The following is a 14,674-nucleotide window of genomic DNA, read 5'->3' on the forward strand; positions in this document are numbered from 1 at the left end:
GACCGTCTCGGCCGCACCGGTGCCGGTCGATTCGGCACCGTCCCACTGCGTGTCTGCTGTTCCCCAGGCCGACATCGCCGCGCTGACCGATCCCGCGGGAATCGAGACCTTCGACGACGCCCGCACCCGGATCGCGGAGTTGCGCGACCTCCTCACACGCAGCGACGACTACCGCGGCACGTTCGTCCTTGCCTTCGACGAGATCCTCGAACTCACCGGCCCGACCCTCGACTCCGGGATCTACGCGATCCGGAATGGGCGTCCGCGCTCGCCCTCGAAGTGGTGCGTCTCTACCTGGCGAATCTGCACGAGTACGTGACCGGCGCGTCGCCGGCGCCGCACTGGGCGGACGCGCTCGCGCTCACCGAACAGTGCGACCGCAGTCCCGGTCGCGTGCTGCTCGGAGCGATCGTCGCCCACCTGGTGATCGACTTCCCGGAAGCGCTCGTGACCATCGGATCGACGCCTGAGCACACGCGTGACTTCTACACCTTCGGTGAAGCGCTCGTCGAGGCCGCACCGGTGATCGCCGACGAGTTCGAGGTGACCTACGGCGTCGACCTCGGCCCGTTCTTCACCGGCTGGTTCGTCGGCGACCTGGTGGGCGACACCGAGACCACCACGTTCATGTTCCAGTCGGCGCGAACGGCCGCGTGGGTCAACAACTTCGGTCTGCAGAACCCCGCCACGCACGACATCACCCGCGTCGAGATGACCGTCGCGGTCGATGCTGCCACCGTGGTGCTCGACGGTCTCGAACGGGGCCGGATCGTCTGACGGCCGAGTCCTCCTCGGTCCCGACCGTTCAGGAACGGGAGTACTCCGACGCGCGGCGTACCTGCTCGCGCGTCGGGGTCACCCCCGTGTAGAGCTCGAACTGCAGTGCCGCCTGCAGCGCGATGACCTCGTCGCCCGTGATCACCGGGATGTCGTGCTCGCGGGCGAATCGGACGAGCGGGGTGTCCGGCGGCACGGCCACGACGTCGAAGACCGTCGACGCTGCGGCGACGAAGTCGTGGGGCAGCGGCAGGTCGCCCGATTCGGCACCGCCCGCCATCCCGATCGGAGTGGCGTTGACGATCAGCCCGGGTGCGACGTCGCTCGTGTCGGCTCGCCATTCGTAGCCGTACTTGCGTGCGAGGGGCCGCCCGGTGTCCTCATTGCGCGCGACGATCGTTCCGTCGGTGAATCCGTTGTGGCGCAGCGCCGCTGTCACCGCCTTCGCCATGCCGCCGCTGCCCACCACCGTGACGGGCAGGGCGGAGTCGACGCCGTGCTCGACGAGCAGATCGCTCACCGCCTGGTAGTCGGTGTTGTAGGCGTGCAGGACGCCGTCGTCGTTGACGATCGTGTTCACGGACTCGATGGCCCGCGCCGAATCGTGCAGTACGTCGACGAGGGGCAGCACGGCTTCCTTGAACGGCATCGACACCCCGGCGCCGCGGATGCCCAGGCCGCGTATCCCCGCCACGGCATCCTCGATGTTCACGGGCGCGAACGCCTTGTAGACGAAGTCGAGGCCGAGTTCCTCGTAGAGATGGTTGTGGAACCGGGTGCCGATGTTGCTGGGACGGCCGGACATCGAGATGCACAGCCGGGTGTCCTTGGAGATGCGCTCGAGCATTTCCTCACCGTAGTCCCGACATACACGGAAACATCGATGTTCTTGTACGAGCATGCTGTTCTCGAAACAAAGAATGAGATACTGTCCGATGCATGGGAGACGATCTGGGTGCAGGTGGACTGAGATTCGAACGGGAAGGCGCGATCGGCTGGTGCATCATCGACCGGCCCGCAGCGCGCAACGCGTTCACTCCGGCGATGTACTACGGACTCAAACGTGCGGTGCGACTGGTCGATTCCGATCCCGACCTCGCCGCCCTCGTCATCACCGGTGTCGACGACGTCTTCGCGCCCGGCGGTGATCTCGGCGGTCGCGCCGAACCCGGCGACGATCTGCCCGAGGGCCTCTCGGGGGTGGACGTCGTCCCGTTCCTGACCATCCGTGACAGTCGCGCCCCCGTCATCTCCGCCGTCAACGGCATCTGCCAGGCGGGGGGACTGCTGGTCGCGATGATGTCCGACATCGCCGTCGCCAGTGAGCGCGCGACCTTCCGTGTCCCCGAACTCCTCCGGGGCATCCCCGACGCGACCTTCGCCGCCGCGCTGCCCGCGCACGTCGGTCTCGCTGCCGCCCGCGACCTGCTGTTGTCGGCCCGGGTCTTCGACGCCCACGAGGCGCAGCGTCTGGGTGTCATCTCGCGCGTCGTCCCGCACGAGCAACTGCGCGAGGCCGCACTCGAGGCCGCGCGGCAGGTCCTGCGCACCGCGCCGATCGCGCGCGCCCAGGTCAAGCGCATGCTCAACGAGCGCTACGGACAGTTCGACTACCAGACGATGTTCGGGGCACTCGAGACCTCACCCGAACCCCGCGAAGGAATGCGGGCGTTCATGGAGAAGCGCGAACCCGACTGGATCCCGCGCAACCTTCCCGCCTGAGCGGTGTCACGGGCACGACTCCGCCGCGCTCACCAGGGCGCGGTGGTCGTCGGCCGTGATCGGCAACGCGTAGCGCACCGCCACGGTCAGGTACCGGCCGGCGAACCAGCAGCGGTAACCGGCGGCCGGTGGCAGCCACTGGGCCGGCGTGCCGTCGCGCTTGTCGAGGTTGGCCTGCCCGTCGACAGCGACGAGGTTGTAGGTGATGTCGTTCGCGAACCGGAGTCGACGTTCGGCGGGCCATGCGGCGGCACCGAGATCCCAGGCCGCGGCGAGCGGATAGATGTGATCGATGTGCACGGCGTTCGCCTCGGCACGCCGGAACTCCACGCGCGCCCCGGTGTACGGATCGTTCAGGACCCCACTCGTCACGACACAGTCGTCGCTACCGGCTCGGAAGGTGGGGGAGGCGAGGTCGCGCGCGAGGACGTTGTTGCGGGTGTCGCAGCCGTCGTGCCCGCCGGCACCGGGGTGGTCGTCGGACCAGGCCGGACCGAACACGCATCGCTCGCCCGGGCCGCAGCCCCGCTGATAGCCGGGCACCTTTCGGCGCTGATCGACCACCGTCACCTGCTCGAGCAGGGCATGCACCTCGGCTCGGGTGGGGCTGCCCGGCACCGTCCCGGACCCCGGCGCGGTGCGGTCCCACAGCCAGGACACCACCACCGCGACCACCACTGCCGCCACCCACCACGTCGCGTTCCCCCCACGCACGCGGCGATCCTGGCACGCCCTGCCGACAGGATCTTCAGGGCACGGTGACGACGATCTTCCCGCCGGCGTGCCCGGACTCGACGAGTTCCAGCGCAGCCCCGGCCTCGGTGAGCGGGAAGGTCCGCTCGACGCGCGGCGTCAGGACACCACGCTCGACGAGCGCCGCGACATGTTCGAACACCTCCCGGGTCCGTCGCCGCGTGATTCCCGAACCGCCCAGCTCCTCCGCGCGTGCAGGGTCGGCGACACTCACGACCCGTTCCGGCGCCCGCGTCAGCGCGACCGCCCGCTCGAGTACGTCGCCGCCGACGAGGTCGACGACCGCGGTCACCGCCCCGCACCGTTCCGCGGTGGCCGCGACTCGCGCGTCGAACCCGTCGCCGGACTCGATCCACATTCCGCCGCACGATTCGACGAGCTCCCGTTTCCCCGCGCTCGTCACGCCGAGCACAGCGGCACCTGCGGCGTGCGCGAGCTGCGTCGTCGCCGACCCGACGCCACCACCGGCACCCAGGACGAGGACGGTGTCCGCATCGACGATCTCGAGGTGCTCGACGATGTCGAAGGCCGTTCCGGCCGCGACCGGGAGGGTCGCCGCCACCTCGAACGGCACCGACTCGGGCACGAGCGCGGCAGCCCGCGCGTCGACGAGGGTGTACTCGGCGTAGCCGCCGTAGCCCTCCGCGGTGGCCCCGAAGACGGCGTCGCCCGGCCGGAAGCCGGTGTCCGGACCGGCGGCCTCCACCACACCGGCGACCTCCCGGCCGAGGACCGCCGGAAAGTGCACCGTGACGCTGCCTGTGCGCCGTCCGGACCGCACCTTCCAGTCGGCGGGATTCACGCCCGCGGCCCGGACTGCCACGAGGAGTTGCCCCGGACCGGGCGATGGGACGGGGGTGTCGAACAGCTGCTGTGTCTCCGGACCGCCGTACTCCACGAAGCCGTATGCGCGTGCCATGGGACCCAGCCTGCCATCGGGGTCGGGTGCGGCTGGCACGATAGTGGGCATGTTGCACGGGCTGTGGTCACCGGGATCCGGCCTGATGCTGTGGTGGGACCCCGCCGCAGAGCCCGATCCCGACGCGCTGCCGTCTGCGCTGCGCCGGTGGATCGACCGCCCGTTCCGCCATCGCGTCACCCTCACCTTCCCCACGGAGACCGAGCCGAGCACGCTGCCCGCCGTCGCGGTCGCACCGGCGGACGCAGCCGAGCTTCTGCTGGACATGCCGCGGCGTCCCGGGGGTGTCGGCGGCGATCTGCGATATCTCGCGCACGTCGCCCGTGGCATCGAGAGGTGGGCGCAGGCCGGCCGGGTCGCACCGGAGCTCGTGCGTGTCGAGAAGCAGTGGTGGGCGCGGTGGCGCCTGCTCGGCGGCGAGAAGACGCGGGCCTGGTCCGCCGAACTCGCGGCCGCGATGTCTCCCGCGCAACGACAGCTCGGACGGCCCGTCGATCTCCTCGACGATCTGTGCCGCGAACTGACCGACCCCATCGTGCGCACCCTCCACGGCTCGTCGACCTCGCTGCACCCCCTCGTCGCTGCACTGGCCGAGGGCAGTCCCCATCCCCGCGGGACCCAGCGCATGGCCGATGCGCTCGAGGAATGGCGCGCCAGCCTCGCCGGATACGAACCCGACCTCGTGCTGCGCCTCGTCGAACCGGACGACGTCGACGACGGGGTCGGAGCCGACTCCATCTGGCGGCTCGAGGTGTGCCTGCGTCCGGAGGGACAGTCCCCGACGCCGCTGCCCGTCGAGGACACCGACCCGCACCTGCTCCAGATCGGCGTGCGCAAGCTCGGGATCGCGCTCCAGGCCTATCCTCGCCTGCAGGACGTGCCCCGCGATCCCGACAGTCTCGACCTGCTGCTGCCCACCCCGGTCGTCGTCGATCTCGTCGAGCACGGCGCCCGGGAGCTCGACGCCGCGGGCATCGCGGTGCTGCTGCCGCGCGCCTGGACCCGGGTCGATCCGTCCCTGCGTCTGCAGGTCGAGTCACCCGTCGCCCCCGTGAGCGCCGACGACAGCGTCGTCGGGATGAGCGCGATCGTCTCGTACGAATGGCAGCTCGCCGTCGGCGACATGCTGCTCACCCCGTCGGAGATGGAAGAGCTCGTCGCGGCCAACAGCGACCTGGTCAAGCTGCGCGGCAAGTGGGTGCGGGCAGATGCCGAGGCACTGGCCCGCGCGGCCCGGTACGTCACGGCGCATTCCGCCGAGGATGCGACCCTCGGGTCGTTGTTCGCCCAGTTCACCGGCGACGATGCTCCGCCCGCGGAGGTCACCGAGATCTCCGCCTCCGGCTGGGTCGAGATGCTGCTCGACGGGCAGGCGCACCCCGAGCCCGTCCCCGTGCCGGCGGGACTGAACGCCGAACTGCGTCCCTACCAGCAGCGCGGCCTCGACTGGCTCGCGTTCATGAGTCGGCTCGGTCTCGGCGCCGTGCTCGCCGACGACATGGGCCTGGGCAAGACCATCCAGGTGCTCGCGCTGCTCGCCCACGAACGAGAGTCGGGCCTGCGGAACGCCCCGACCCTGCTGGTCTGCCCGATGTCGGTGGTGGGCAACTGGCAGCGTGAGGCCGAACGGTTCGTGCCCGACCTGCGGGTGCACGTCCACCACGGCGCCCAGCGGCTGAGCGGACCGGCGCTCGCCGCCGCTGCCGCCGACCACGACCTCGTGGTGACGACCTACGCCATCGCCGCCCGCGACGTCGCGCAGCTCGCGACGCTGACCTGGCAACGCGTGGTCCTCGACGAGGCCCAGCACGTGAAGAACACCGCGACCGCGCAGTCCCGCGCCACGCGCGCCGTGCCCGCGGCGCACCGGATCGCGCTCACCGGCACACCGGTGGAGAACCGGCTCGAGGAACTGCGCGCGATCCTGGACTTCGCGAATCCGTCCCTGCTCGGCAGCGCGGCGTCCTTCCGTGCCCGGTTCGCGGTGCCGATCGAGCGCGACCACGACGCCGTCGCCGCGGCACGGTTGCGGGCACTGTCCGCACCGTTCGTGATGCGCCGCGTCAAGACCGACCCCGACGTGATCTCCGATCTGCCCGAGAAGTTCGAGCAGACCGTGCGCGCCAACCTCACGGCCGAGCAGGCCGCCCTGTACCGGGCCGTCGTGGACGACATGATGCGCCGGATCCGCGACAAGGAGGGCATGGCCCGCAAGGGCGCGGTGCTCGCGGCGCTGACCCGGCTCAAGCAGGTGTGCAACCACCCCGCGCACTATCTGGGCGACGGCTCGCCCGTCCTGCGTCGCGGACGGCACCGCTCGGGCAAACTCGGCCTGGTCGAGGACATCGTCGAGTCGGTGCTGGCCGACGGCGAGAAGGTGTTGCTGTTCACGCAGTTCCGCGAGTTCGGTGAGCTCGTCGTCCCCTATCTCGAGGAGCGGTTCGCCACGACGGTGCCCTTCCTGCACGGGGGAGTGTCCAAGGGCCGGCGCGACGCGATGGTCGACGGCTTCCAGGGTGAGGGCGGACCGCCGATCATGGTGCTCTCGCTCAAGGCGGGCGGCACCGGACTGAACCTCACCGCCGCCAACCACGTCGTGCATCTCGACCGGTGGTGGAATCCGGCGGTGGAGAACCAGGCCACCGACCGTGCGTTCCGGATCGGGCAGCGCCGCGACGTCCAGGTCCGCAAGCTCGTCTGTGTGGGAACGGTGGAGGAGCGTATCGACGAGATGCTCACCGGCAAGCAGGAACTGGCCGAGATCGTGGTCGGGGCAGGGGAGAACTGGATCACCGAGCTGTCCACCGATCAGCTGCACTCCCTGCTCACCCTCGGCGACGACGCGGTGGGGGACTAGATGGCACGGGGCAACGTACGCCGCTACGGCACGGCCCGCCGGATCGACGGCGGCATCGAGGCGCGCACCAAGCGGGGCTCGATCGGCCGCAGCTGGTGGTCGAAGGAACTGATCTCGGCGATGGAGGAGGTCGCCGAGAAGGGGCGACTGACGCGGGGCCGTGCGTATGCGCGCGCCGGCCAGGTGATCTCCATGCGGCTCGAACCCGGAGTGGCCGTCGGCGACGTGCAGGGCAGTCAACTCACCCCGTTCACCTCGGCGGTGCGGGTGCGCACGCTCGACGAGGGGGCGGTGGGAGAACTCGTCTCGCTCGTCCGCTCGTCGCCGGGCATGCTGGCGCGACTTGCGGCGGGTATCCTTCCCGAGGAACTCGGATCGGCCCTCCTCCCGCGACGCGCGGGTGAACTCGACTTCGACTGCACCTGCCCCGACGACGGGTGGCCCTGCAAGCACGCCGCGGCCGTCGCCTACCTGCTCGCAGAACACGTCGACGACCAACCGCTCGCGGTCCTGACCCTGCGCGGGGTGGACCTCGCGACGCTGATCGGCGGCGTCGACGATGCGGACGCCGACGAAGAGGTGGCCGCGGCGCGGGACTTCTACGGCGACGACACCGAGTTGCCCGAGCTGCCCACGGAACGGTTCCGTCCCGCGCTCGAGGACCTCGATCCGATGCTGCTGCGCCGCGCGTTGCGGGCCGGCGGAACCGACGAAGCCGTGGTGATCCGGGGGATCACCGACCTCGAGGATCTCTACCGCCGCATGCGCTGACCTCGATCGGTCGCCGGTGGTTGTGCCGTCCGTTCCCGGGGTATGCCGCCCGTGAAGGTGACGGCTCCGGTCGCGCCACCGACAGCACATGCCACGAGTGGAGGATTCATGCGGACACCGGAAGCATCGTCGACAGCGCGGGAGAACGCCGAACGTGCGGTCGATGCGGTCCAGGACGAGGCCGACACCTATCGGAACGGGGAGGATCGACCCCTCGGTGGATATGCGGTGCTCATGTCCGTGTACCTCACCACTGTCGGCACGCTCGGCGCCGTCGCGGCCAAGCGCGGGCGGCCGATGCCGAAGCCCGATGCCGGCGATCTCGTGGTGACCGCGCTCGCGAGCCACAAGGTCTCCCGGATCGTGAGCAAGGCGGCGGTGACCAGTCCCGTCCGCGCACCGTTCACGAAGTTCGACGGCCCCGGTGGTCCGGCCGAGGTGATGGAGCAGCCCCGCAAGTCGTCGCGGGTCCGTCACGCCGTCGGGGAACTGCTGGCCTGCCCCTTCTGCCTCGACCTGTGGACGGTGACGGCGATGGTCTTCGGCCGCGTCTACGCTCCGAATCTCACGCGTCTGGTGGCCGGTTCGTTCGCGGCGCTGACCGGAGCCGACTTCCTGCACCTGGCGTACGCGAAGGCGCAGCAGATCGCCGAGGGCTGATCGCGATCCCTCGTAGATCGACCCCGCGTGAGGGGTGCCGGCCGATCCGGTCCGGTGTGACGGTAGACATACGTGGACTTCCAACTATAGGATGAGCGAAGACTTCGGGCCTGCGCCCGTTCGCGCCGAAAATCGCACACCCCACGTCATCGCACACCAGTAAAGGACGGGATCGGACATGAGCGTTCGAGAATTGACCCACTTCGTCGGCGGACAGCACGTCGCCGGCACCTCCGGCCGCTTCGCCGACGTCTTCGCCCCCAACACCGGAGAGGTCCAGGCCCGCGTGCCGCTCGCGGCCGACTCCGAGGTCGACGCCGTCATCGCCAACGCCGCCGAGGCGCAGAAGGTGTGGGCGTCCTGGAATCCTCAGAAGCGCGTGCGCGTCCTCATGAAGTTCGTGTACCTCGTGCAGGAGAACATGGACGAGCTCGCCCACCTGCTGTCGAGCGAGCACGGCAAGACCGTCCCCGACGCGAAGGGGGACATCCAGCGCGGCCTCGAGGTGATCGAGGTCGCCATCGGCGCCCCGCACCTCCTCAAGGGTGAGTACACCGAGTCCGCAGGCGGCGGAATCGACGTGTACTCGATGCGTCAGCCCCTCGGCGTCGTCGCCGGGATCACCCCGTTCAACTTCCCGGCCATGATCCCGCTGTGGAAGGCCGGCCCGGCGCTCGCCGCCGGAAACGCGTTCGTGCTCAAGCCTTCCGAGCGCGACCCCTCCGTGCCGCTCCGTCTGGCCGAGCTGTTCCTCGAGGCCGGCCTGCCCGCCGGTGTGTTCAACGTAGTCAACGGCGACAAGAGCGCCGTCGACTACCTGCTCGACGACCCGCGCATCAAGGCGATCGGCTTCGTCGGCTCGACCCCCATCGCGCAGTACATCTACGAGACGGCCGCGAAGAACGGCAAGCGCGCACAGTGCTTCGGTGGTGCGAAGAACCACGCGATCGTCATGCCCGACGCCGACCTCGACCAGGTCGCGGACGCACTCGTCGGCGCCGCCTACGGCTCGGCCGGTGAGCGCTGCATGGCGCTGTCCGTCGCCGTCCCCGTGGGCGAGGAGACCGCGGATCGTCTCGTCGCCAAGCTCACCGAGCGCATCGCCGAACTGCGTATCGGCACCAGCTTCGACGAGAAGGCCGACTTCGGTCCGCTCGTGACCGCCGCCGCCCGCGACCGCGTGCACGGCTACATCGCCCAGGGCGTCGAAGAAGGCGCCGAGCTGGTCGTCGACGGCCGGGACTTCGTCCTCGAGGGCCACGAGAACGGCTTCTTCTCGGGCGCCACCCTGTTCGACAAGGTCACCCCCGAGATGTCCATCTACAAGGAGGAGATCTTCGGCCCCGTGCTCACCGTGGTGCGTGCGCGCGACTACGAGGACGCCCTGCGCCTGCCCACCGAGCACGAGTACGGCAACGGCGTCGCGATCTTCACCCGCGACGGCGACACCGCCCGCGATTTCGCGGCCCGCGTCGAGGTCGGCATGGTCGGCATCAACGTCCCGATCCCCGTCCCGATCGCGTACTACACCTTCGGCGGCTGGAAGGCCTCCGGCTTCGGCGACCTCAACCAGCACGGCCCCGACGCCTTCCGCTTCTACACCAAGACCAAGACGGTCACGCAGCGTTGGCCGTCCGGTGTCAAGGAAGGCGACATCGAGGGTGCGCACGTGGCCGATACCGACCACTTCGTCATCCCGACGATGAACTAGGCGGTCCATCGATGTTCGTTCTCACCGACGACGACCGGGCGATCCGCGACACCGCCCGGGACTTCGCCACCGAATATCTGGTCCCGAACGCGGTCGAATGGGACCAGAGCAAGCACTTCCCCGTGGACGTGCTGCGCAAGGCCGCCGAACTGGGCATGGGCGGGATCTACGTCCGCGAGGACGTGGGCGGATCGGGGCTGCGACGCCTCGACTCCGTCCGCATCTTCGAGGAGCTCGCGAAGGGCTGCCCGTCCATCGCCGCCTACATCTCCATCCACAACATGGTCACGTGGATGATCGACAAGTTCGGCAACGACGACCAGCGCAAGCAGTGGATCCCGAAGCTCTGCACGATGGAGCACCTCGCGAGCTACTGCCTCACCGAGCCGGGCGCCGGATCCGACGCAGCGGCCCTGAGCACCAAGGCCGTTCGTGACGGCGACGAGTACGTGCTCACTGGAGTCAAGCAGTTCATCTCCGGGGCCGGCACGTCCGACGTCTACGTGGTCATGGCCCGCACCGGCGACACCGGCGCGCGCGGCATCTCGGCGTTCATCGTCCCGAAGGACACCCCCGGGCTGTCCTTCGGCGCCAACGAGAAGAAGATGGGCTGGAACGCGCAGCCCACCCGCCAGGTCATCCTCGACGGTGCCCGCGTGCCCGCCGAGAACCTCCTCGGCACCGAGGGCGGCGGCTTCCGGATCGCCATGCACGGCCTCAACGGCGGCCGCATCAACATCGCCGCGTGCTCGGTGGGCGGCGGTCAAACCGCCCTCGACCGGGCGGTCGCCTACCTCGCCGAGCGCAAGGCATTCGGCGAGCGGCTGCTCGACTCGCAGGCGCTGCAGTTCCGCCTCGCCGACATGCGGATCGAACTCGAGGCCGCACGCACGATGCTGTGGCGTGCCGCCGACGCGCTCGACCGTGGCGCCGACGACGTCGTGGAGCTGTGCGCGATGGCCAAGCGCTTCGCCACCGACACCGGTTTCGAGGTCGCGAACGAGGCGCTGCAGTTGCACGGCGGATACGGTTACCTCGCCGAGTACGGGATCGAGAAGATCGTGCGCGACCTGCGCGTGCATCAGATCCTGGAAGGAACCAACGAGATCATGCGGGTGGTCGTCGCGCGGAGCGTGGTGGCCGCAGCGCAGAACGGAGCGGCATGACCGGGCAGGAACCCGAGATCCTCATCGACGTGAAGGACGGCATCGGCCGTATCACGCTCAACCGGCCCAAGGCCATCAACGCCCTCAACCACGCCATGGTCCTCGAGATGTCGAAGGCCCTGAGCGCGTGGGAGAACGACGATTCGGTGCGTGCCGTGCTGGTGCGCGGTGCCGGTGAGCGCGGCCTGTGCGCCGGCGGCGACATCGTCTCGATCTACCACGACGCCAAGGACGGCGGCACGGGATCGCAGGACTTCTGGCGCGACGAGTACATCCTCAACGCCGTCATCGGTCGTTACCCGAAGCCGTACATCGCGATCATGGACGGCATCGTCATGGGCGGCGGCGTCGGGATCTCGGCGCACGGCAACGTCCGGATCGTCACCGAACGCTCGAGCATCGCGATGCCCGAGACCGGAATCGGATTCGTTCCCGACGTCGGCGGCACCTACCTGCTCTCGCGCACCCCCGGCGAGATCGGCACGCACATCGCGCTGACCACCGGACGGATGAAGGCCGGCGACGCCGTCGCCCTCGGCTTCGCCGACCACTACCTGCCGTCCGAGTCGCTCGACAAGTTCGTCGCCGCACTCGAATCCGGCTCGGTCGAGGACGCGCTCGCCGAATATTCGCAGCCCGCACCGGAATCGGCCCTGCTCGGGCAGCGCGAATGGATCGACGCGGCGTACTCCGCCGACACCGTCGAGGAGATCGTCGAACGCCTTCGGGCTTCCGACGTTCCGGAGGCACGGGAGACCGCCGACCAGGTGCTCGCGAAATCGCCTGTCGCGCTGAAGGTGACCCTCCGCTCGCTGCGTCACGCCCGGCAGCTCGGCAGCCTCGAAGAGGTGCTGAACGAGGAGTTCCGGGTCTCGACCGCCTCGCTGAAGTCGCACGACCTCGTCGAGGGCATCCGCGCACAGGTCGTCGACAAGGACCGCAACCCGCAGTGGTCGCCGGCGACCCTCGCCGATGTCACCGAGGCCGACGTCGACGCCTACTTCCAGCCGCTCGGCGATCTCGAACTCGGGCTCGCCGCTCCCAAGGAGAACGACCGATGAGTGAACTTCCCACCGTCGCCTTCCTCGGCCTCGGACACATGGGCGGGCCGATGGCCGCGAACCTCGTCCGCGCCGGGTACACCGTCAACGGTTACGACCCGGTTCCCGCTGCGCAGGAAGAGGCCACGAAGAACGGCATCACCGTCGCCGAGGCCGCGACCGACGCGGTGCGCGGCGCCCAGGTCGTGATCACCATGCTGCCCAACGGCAAGCTCGTCCTCGACCTGTACGACGAGATCCTGCCCGCGGCCGAGGCGAACACGTTGTTCGTCGACAGCTCGACCATCGACGTCGCCGATGCCCGCGCGGCGGCGGAGAAGGCGCAGAAGGCCGGTCACCGTGCCGTCGACGCCCCGGTTTCCGGCGGTGTCGCCGGTGCCGCCGCAGGCACCCTCGCGTTCATGGTCGGCGGCAACGAGGACGACTTCGCCACCGCGAAGCTGCTGCTCGAGGCCATGGGCCGCAAGATCGTCCACTGCGGCGGGTCGGGCAACGGCCAGGCCGCGAAGATCTGCAACAATATGATCCTGGGCATCTCGATGATCGCCATCAGCGAGGCGTTCGTCCTCGGTGAGAAGCTGGGCCTCGACAACCAGGCACTGTTCGACGTCGCGTCCAACGCGTCCGGCCAGTGCTGGGCGCTGACGAGCAACTGCCCGGTGCCGGGCCCCGTCCCGACCACCCCCGCGAACAACGACTACACGCCGGGCTTCGCGGCCGCGCTCATGGACAAGGATCTCGGACTGGCCGCGAACGCGGTGCGCGCCAACGGTGTCGAGGCCGAACTCGGGCTGCGTGCAGCCGAGCTCTACCATCGTTTCAACACCGAGGGTGGTGGAGGACTCGACTTCTCCGCCATCATCACCGACATCCGAGACCGCTCGACCGCGAAGGACAGCCAGTGACCGATTTCGAGACCATCCTGCTCGACCGCAAGGGCCGCGTCGGCATCGTCACCCTCAACCGGCCGAAGGCGCTCAACGCCCTCAACAGCCAGTTGATGCGTGAGGTCGTCGCCGCCGTCGAGGAACTCGACGCGGACGACGAGATCGGTGCGATCCTGCTCACCGGCTCGGAGAAGGCGTTCGCCGCCGGTGCCGACATCAAGGAGATGGCTCCGAAGACCTTCGCCGAGGTCTACGCGGAAGACCTGTTCTCGCAGTGGGATCGGCTCTCGTCCGTCCGCAAGCCGATCGTCGCCGCGGTGTCGGGTTACGCGCTCGGCGGCGGCTGCGAGTTGGCGATGCTGTGCGACTTCATCATCGCGTCGGACACCGCCAAGTTCGGTCAGCCCGAGATCAAGCTCGGCGTCATCCCGGGCATCGGCGGATCGCAGCGCCTCACCCGCGCCGTGGGCAAGGCCAAGGCCATGGACATGTGCCTGACCGGCCGCAACATGGACGCCGAGGAGGCCGAGCGCGCCGGACTCGTCTCGCGCATCGTTCCCGCCGCGGACCTGTTCGACGTGGCACTCGAGACGGCGACGACCATCGCGTCGATGTCGCTGCCGGTCGCGATCATGGCGAAGGAGGCCGTCAACCGCTCCTTCGAGACGACGCTGGCCGAGGGTGTGAAGTTCGAGCGCCGCGTGTTCCATTCGACGTTCGCCACCGCCGACCAGAAGGAAGGCATGGCGGCCTTCGTCGAGAAGCGCGCGCCGGAGTTCAAGCACGCCTGATCCCCACCACTCGTACACGACGAAGGGCCGCCCCGAACGNCCCTCCTCGTTTCTCGGCCGTCTCTCGCGCCTCACCACTTGGAAGGCGCACCGCCGGTGTCGAAGTCGCCGGCGTCGTGCCGCATCGTCGCGATGATGCGCAGCAGTGTGTCGATGTGCTCCTCGGGAATGCCGGGCCGGGCGAAGACCTCCGTGTTGAGCTTCTCCGTCGCCTGGATCGCCAATGCCCGTCCCTCGTCGGTGAGTTCGATGAGTGTGGCCCGTCGATCGCTCGGATGCGGGGTACGCCGGACCAGTCCGGCCTTCTCGAGGCGGTCGACGGCGTTGGTGACGCTGGTGGGGTGCACCTGCAGGCGCGCGCTGGCCTTCGCCATCGGTAACGCTCCCGACCTGGTGAAATGCAGCAGCGTGAGGAGTTCGTAGCGCGCGAAGGTCAGGCCGAAGGGCTTGAGCACCTCCTCGACCCGCGCCATCATGATCTGCTGCGCCCGCATCACCGAGGTGACCGCGGCCATGCCGTCGGCGACTTCGCCCCAGCCGTGGGCGGTCCACTGGCGGTGGGCTTCGGCGATGGGGTCGAGGGGGAGTGGTGCGGGCAT

Annotated in this window: 15 protein-coding genes; 11 read left to right on the forward strand and 4 right to left on the reverse strand. The window is 69.3% G+C overall.

Annotated features, from left to right (window positions below; genetic code table 11):
• The first annotated feature begins 49 nt into the window (after positions 1-49).
• Both ACLBYD_RS11320 and ACLBYD_RS11325 read left to right on the forward strand, forming a co-directional pair.
• Complete coding sequence (locus tag ACLBYD_RS11320; protein WP_447816506.1) at positions 50-319, forward strand: hypothetical protein; 270 nt, start codon at positions 50-52, stop codon at positions 317-319.
• A complete protein-coding gene (locus tag ACLBYD_RS11325) occupies positions 283-777 on the forward strand; it encodes a DUF5995 family protein (RefSeq protein WP_447816507.1) in 495 nt (164 codons plus the stop codon). The genes ACLBYD_RS11320 and ACLBYD_RS11325 overlap by 37 nt, the downstream gene beginning before the upstream one ends.
• Before the next feature lie 28 nt (positions 778-805).
• Here the strand turns inward: ACLBYD_RS11325 and ACLBYD_RS11330 are convergent, their stop codons facing one another.
• Positions 806-1,624 (reverse strand): shikimate 5-dehydrogenase, encoded by an 819-nt coding sequence (locus ACLBYD_RS11330; RefSeq protein ID WP_447816508.1) that lies wholly within the window; start codon positions 1,622-1,624, stop codon positions 806-808.
• A 92-nt stretch (positions 1,625-1,716) separates the two neighbouring features.
• Between ACLBYD_RS11330 and ACLBYD_RS11335 the strand changes: the two genes are divergently transcribed.
• Positions 1,717-2,499 (forward strand): enoyl-CoA hydratase/isomerase family protein, encoded by a 783-nt coding sequence (locus tag ACLBYD_RS11335; protein ID WP_447816509.1) that lies wholly within the window; start codon positions 1,717-1,719, stop codon positions 2,497-2,499.
• Between the two features lie 6 nt (positions 2,500-2,505).
• Here ACLBYD_RS11335 and ACLBYD_RS11340 read toward each other — a convergent pair whose 3' ends face one another.
• Positions 2,506-3,177, reverse strand: coding sequence for an HNH endonuclease family protein (locus ACLBYD_RS11340; RefSeq protein ID WP_447816540.1), 672 nt, complete (start codon positions 3,175-3,177; stop codon positions 2,506-2,508).
• A 70-nt stretch (positions 3,178-3,247) separates the two neighbouring features.
• Positions 3,248-4,171, reverse strand: coding sequence for an NADP-dependent oxidoreductase (locus tag ACLBYD_RS11345; RefSeq protein ID WP_252174035.1), 924 nt, complete (start codon positions 4,169-4,171; stop codon positions 3,248-3,250).
• Between the two features lie 49 nt (positions 4,172-4,220).
• Here ACLBYD_RS11345 and ACLBYD_RS11350 point away from each other — a divergent pair, with 49 nt between their 5' ends.
• The 8 genes from ACLBYD_RS11350 to ACLBYD_RS11385 all read left to right on the forward strand — a co-directional run bounded on the left by ACLBYD_RS11350 (position 4,221) and on the right by ACLBYD_RS11385 (position 14,075).
• A complete protein-coding gene (locus ACLBYD_RS11350; protein WP_447816510.1) occupies positions 4,221-7,028 on the forward strand; it encodes a DEAD/DEAH box helicase in 2,808 nt (935 codons plus the stop codon).
• Positions 7,029-7,799 (forward strand): SWIM zinc finger family protein, encoded by a 771-nt coding sequence (locus tag ACLBYD_RS11355; protein ID WP_447816511.1) that lies wholly within the window; start codon positions 7,029-7,031, stop codon positions 7,797-7,799.
• A 108-nt stretch (positions 7,800-7,907) separates the two neighbouring features.
• Complete coding sequence (locus tag ACLBYD_RS11360) at positions 7,908-8,459, forward strand: DUF1360 domain-containing protein (RefSeq protein ID WP_447816512.1); 552 nt, start codon at positions 7,908-7,910, stop codon at positions 8,457-8,459.
• A 178-nt stretch (positions 8,460-8,637) separates the two neighbouring features.
• Complete coding sequence (locus ACLBYD_RS11365; protein ID WP_006552559.1) at positions 8,638-10,170, forward strand: CoA-acylating methylmalonate-semialdehyde dehydrogenase; 1,533 nt, start codon at positions 8,638-8,640, stop codon at positions 10,168-10,170.
• Between the two features lie 11 nt (positions 10,171-10,181).
• Positions 10,182-11,336, forward strand: coding sequence for an isobutyryl-CoA dehydrogenase (locus ACLBYD_RS11370; RefSeq protein WP_120282092.1), 1,155 nt, complete (start codon positions 10,182-10,184; stop codon positions 11,334-11,336).
• Positions 11,333-12,397, forward strand: coding sequence for an enoyl-CoA hydratase/isomerase family protein (locus tag ACLBYD_RS11375; protein WP_447816513.1), 1,065 nt, complete (start codon positions 11,333-11,335; stop codon positions 12,395-12,397). The genes ACLBYD_RS11370 and ACLBYD_RS11375 overlap by 4 nt, the downstream gene beginning before the upstream one ends.
• On the forward strand, positions 12,394-13,302 hold the full coding sequence (gene mmsB, locus ACLBYD_RS11380) for a 3-hydroxyisobutyrate dehydrogenase (protein WP_447816514.1): 909 nt from the start codon (positions 12,394-12,396) through the stop codon (positions 13,300-13,302). The genes ACLBYD_RS11375 and mmsB overlap by 4 nt, the downstream gene beginning before the upstream one ends.
• Positions 13,299-14,075 carry an enoyl-CoA hydratase gene (locus ACLBYD_RS11385; protein ID WP_060654796.1) on the forward strand — a complete coding sequence of 259 codons (777 nt, stop codon included), beginning with the start codon at positions 13,299-13,301 and terminating at the stop codon, positions 14,073-14,075. Before mmsB ends, ACLBYD_RS11385 begins: the two co-directional genes overlap by 4 nt.
• 71 nt (positions 14,076-14,146) lie before the next feature.
• On the opposite strand, the gene ACLBYD_RS11390 is transcribed toward ACLBYD_RS11385, so the two are convergent.
• A complete protein-coding gene (locus tag ACLBYD_RS11390; protein ID WP_006552564.1) occupies positions 14,147-14,674 on the reverse strand; it encodes a MarR family winged helix-turn-helix transcriptional regulator in 528 nt (175 codons plus the stop codon).

This window comes from Rhodococcus sp. C26F, assembly GCF_053345925.1.

Bases quoted from the DNA above. Each gene is read 5' to 3' on its own strand.
- ACLBYD_RS11345 (WP_252174035.1), bottom strand. From the start codon at position 4,171: ATGGCACGCGCATACGGCTTCGTGGAGTACGGCGGTCCGGAGACACAG.
- ACLBYD_RS11360 (WP_447816512.1), top strand. From the start codon at position 7,908: ATGCGGACACCGGAAGCATCGTCGACAGCGCGGGAGAACGCCGAACGT.
- ACLBYD_RS11350 (WP_447816510.1), top strand. From the start codon at position 4,221: ATGTTGCACGGGCTGTGGTCACCGGGATCCGGCCTGATGCTGTGGTGG.
- ACLBYD_RS11370 (WP_120282092.1), top strand. From the start codon at position 10,182: ATGTTCGTTCTCACCGACGACGACCGGGCGATCCGCGACACCGCCCGG.
- ACLBYD_RS11335 (WP_447816509.1), top strand. From the start codon at position 1,717: ATGGGAGACGATCTGGGTGCAGGTGGACTGAGATTCGAACGGGAAGGC.
- ACLBYD_RS11355 (WP_447816511.1), top strand. From the start codon at position 7,029: ATGGCACGGGGCAACGTACGCCGCTACGGCACGGCCCGCCGGATCGAC.
- ACLBYD_RS11375 (WP_447816513.1), top strand. From the start codon at position 11,333: ATGACCGGGCAGGAACCCGAGATCCTCATCGACGTGAAGGACGGCATC.
- ACLBYD_RS11365 (WP_006552559.1), top strand. From the start codon at position 8,638: ATGAGCGTTCGAGAATTGACCCACTTCGTCGGCGGACAGCACGTCGCC.
- ACLBYD_RS11390 (WP_006552564.1), bottom strand. From the start codon at position 14,674: ATGCCCGCACCACTCCCCCTCGACCCCATCGCCGAAGCCCACCGCCAG.
- ACLBYD_RS11330 (WP_447816508.1), bottom strand. From the start codon at position 1,624: ATGCTCGAGCGCATCTCCAAGGACACCCGGCTGTGCATCTCGATGTCC.
- mmsB (WP_447816514.1), top strand. From the start codon at position 12,394: ATGAGTGAACTTCCCACCGTCGCCTTCCTCGGCCTCGGACACATGGGC.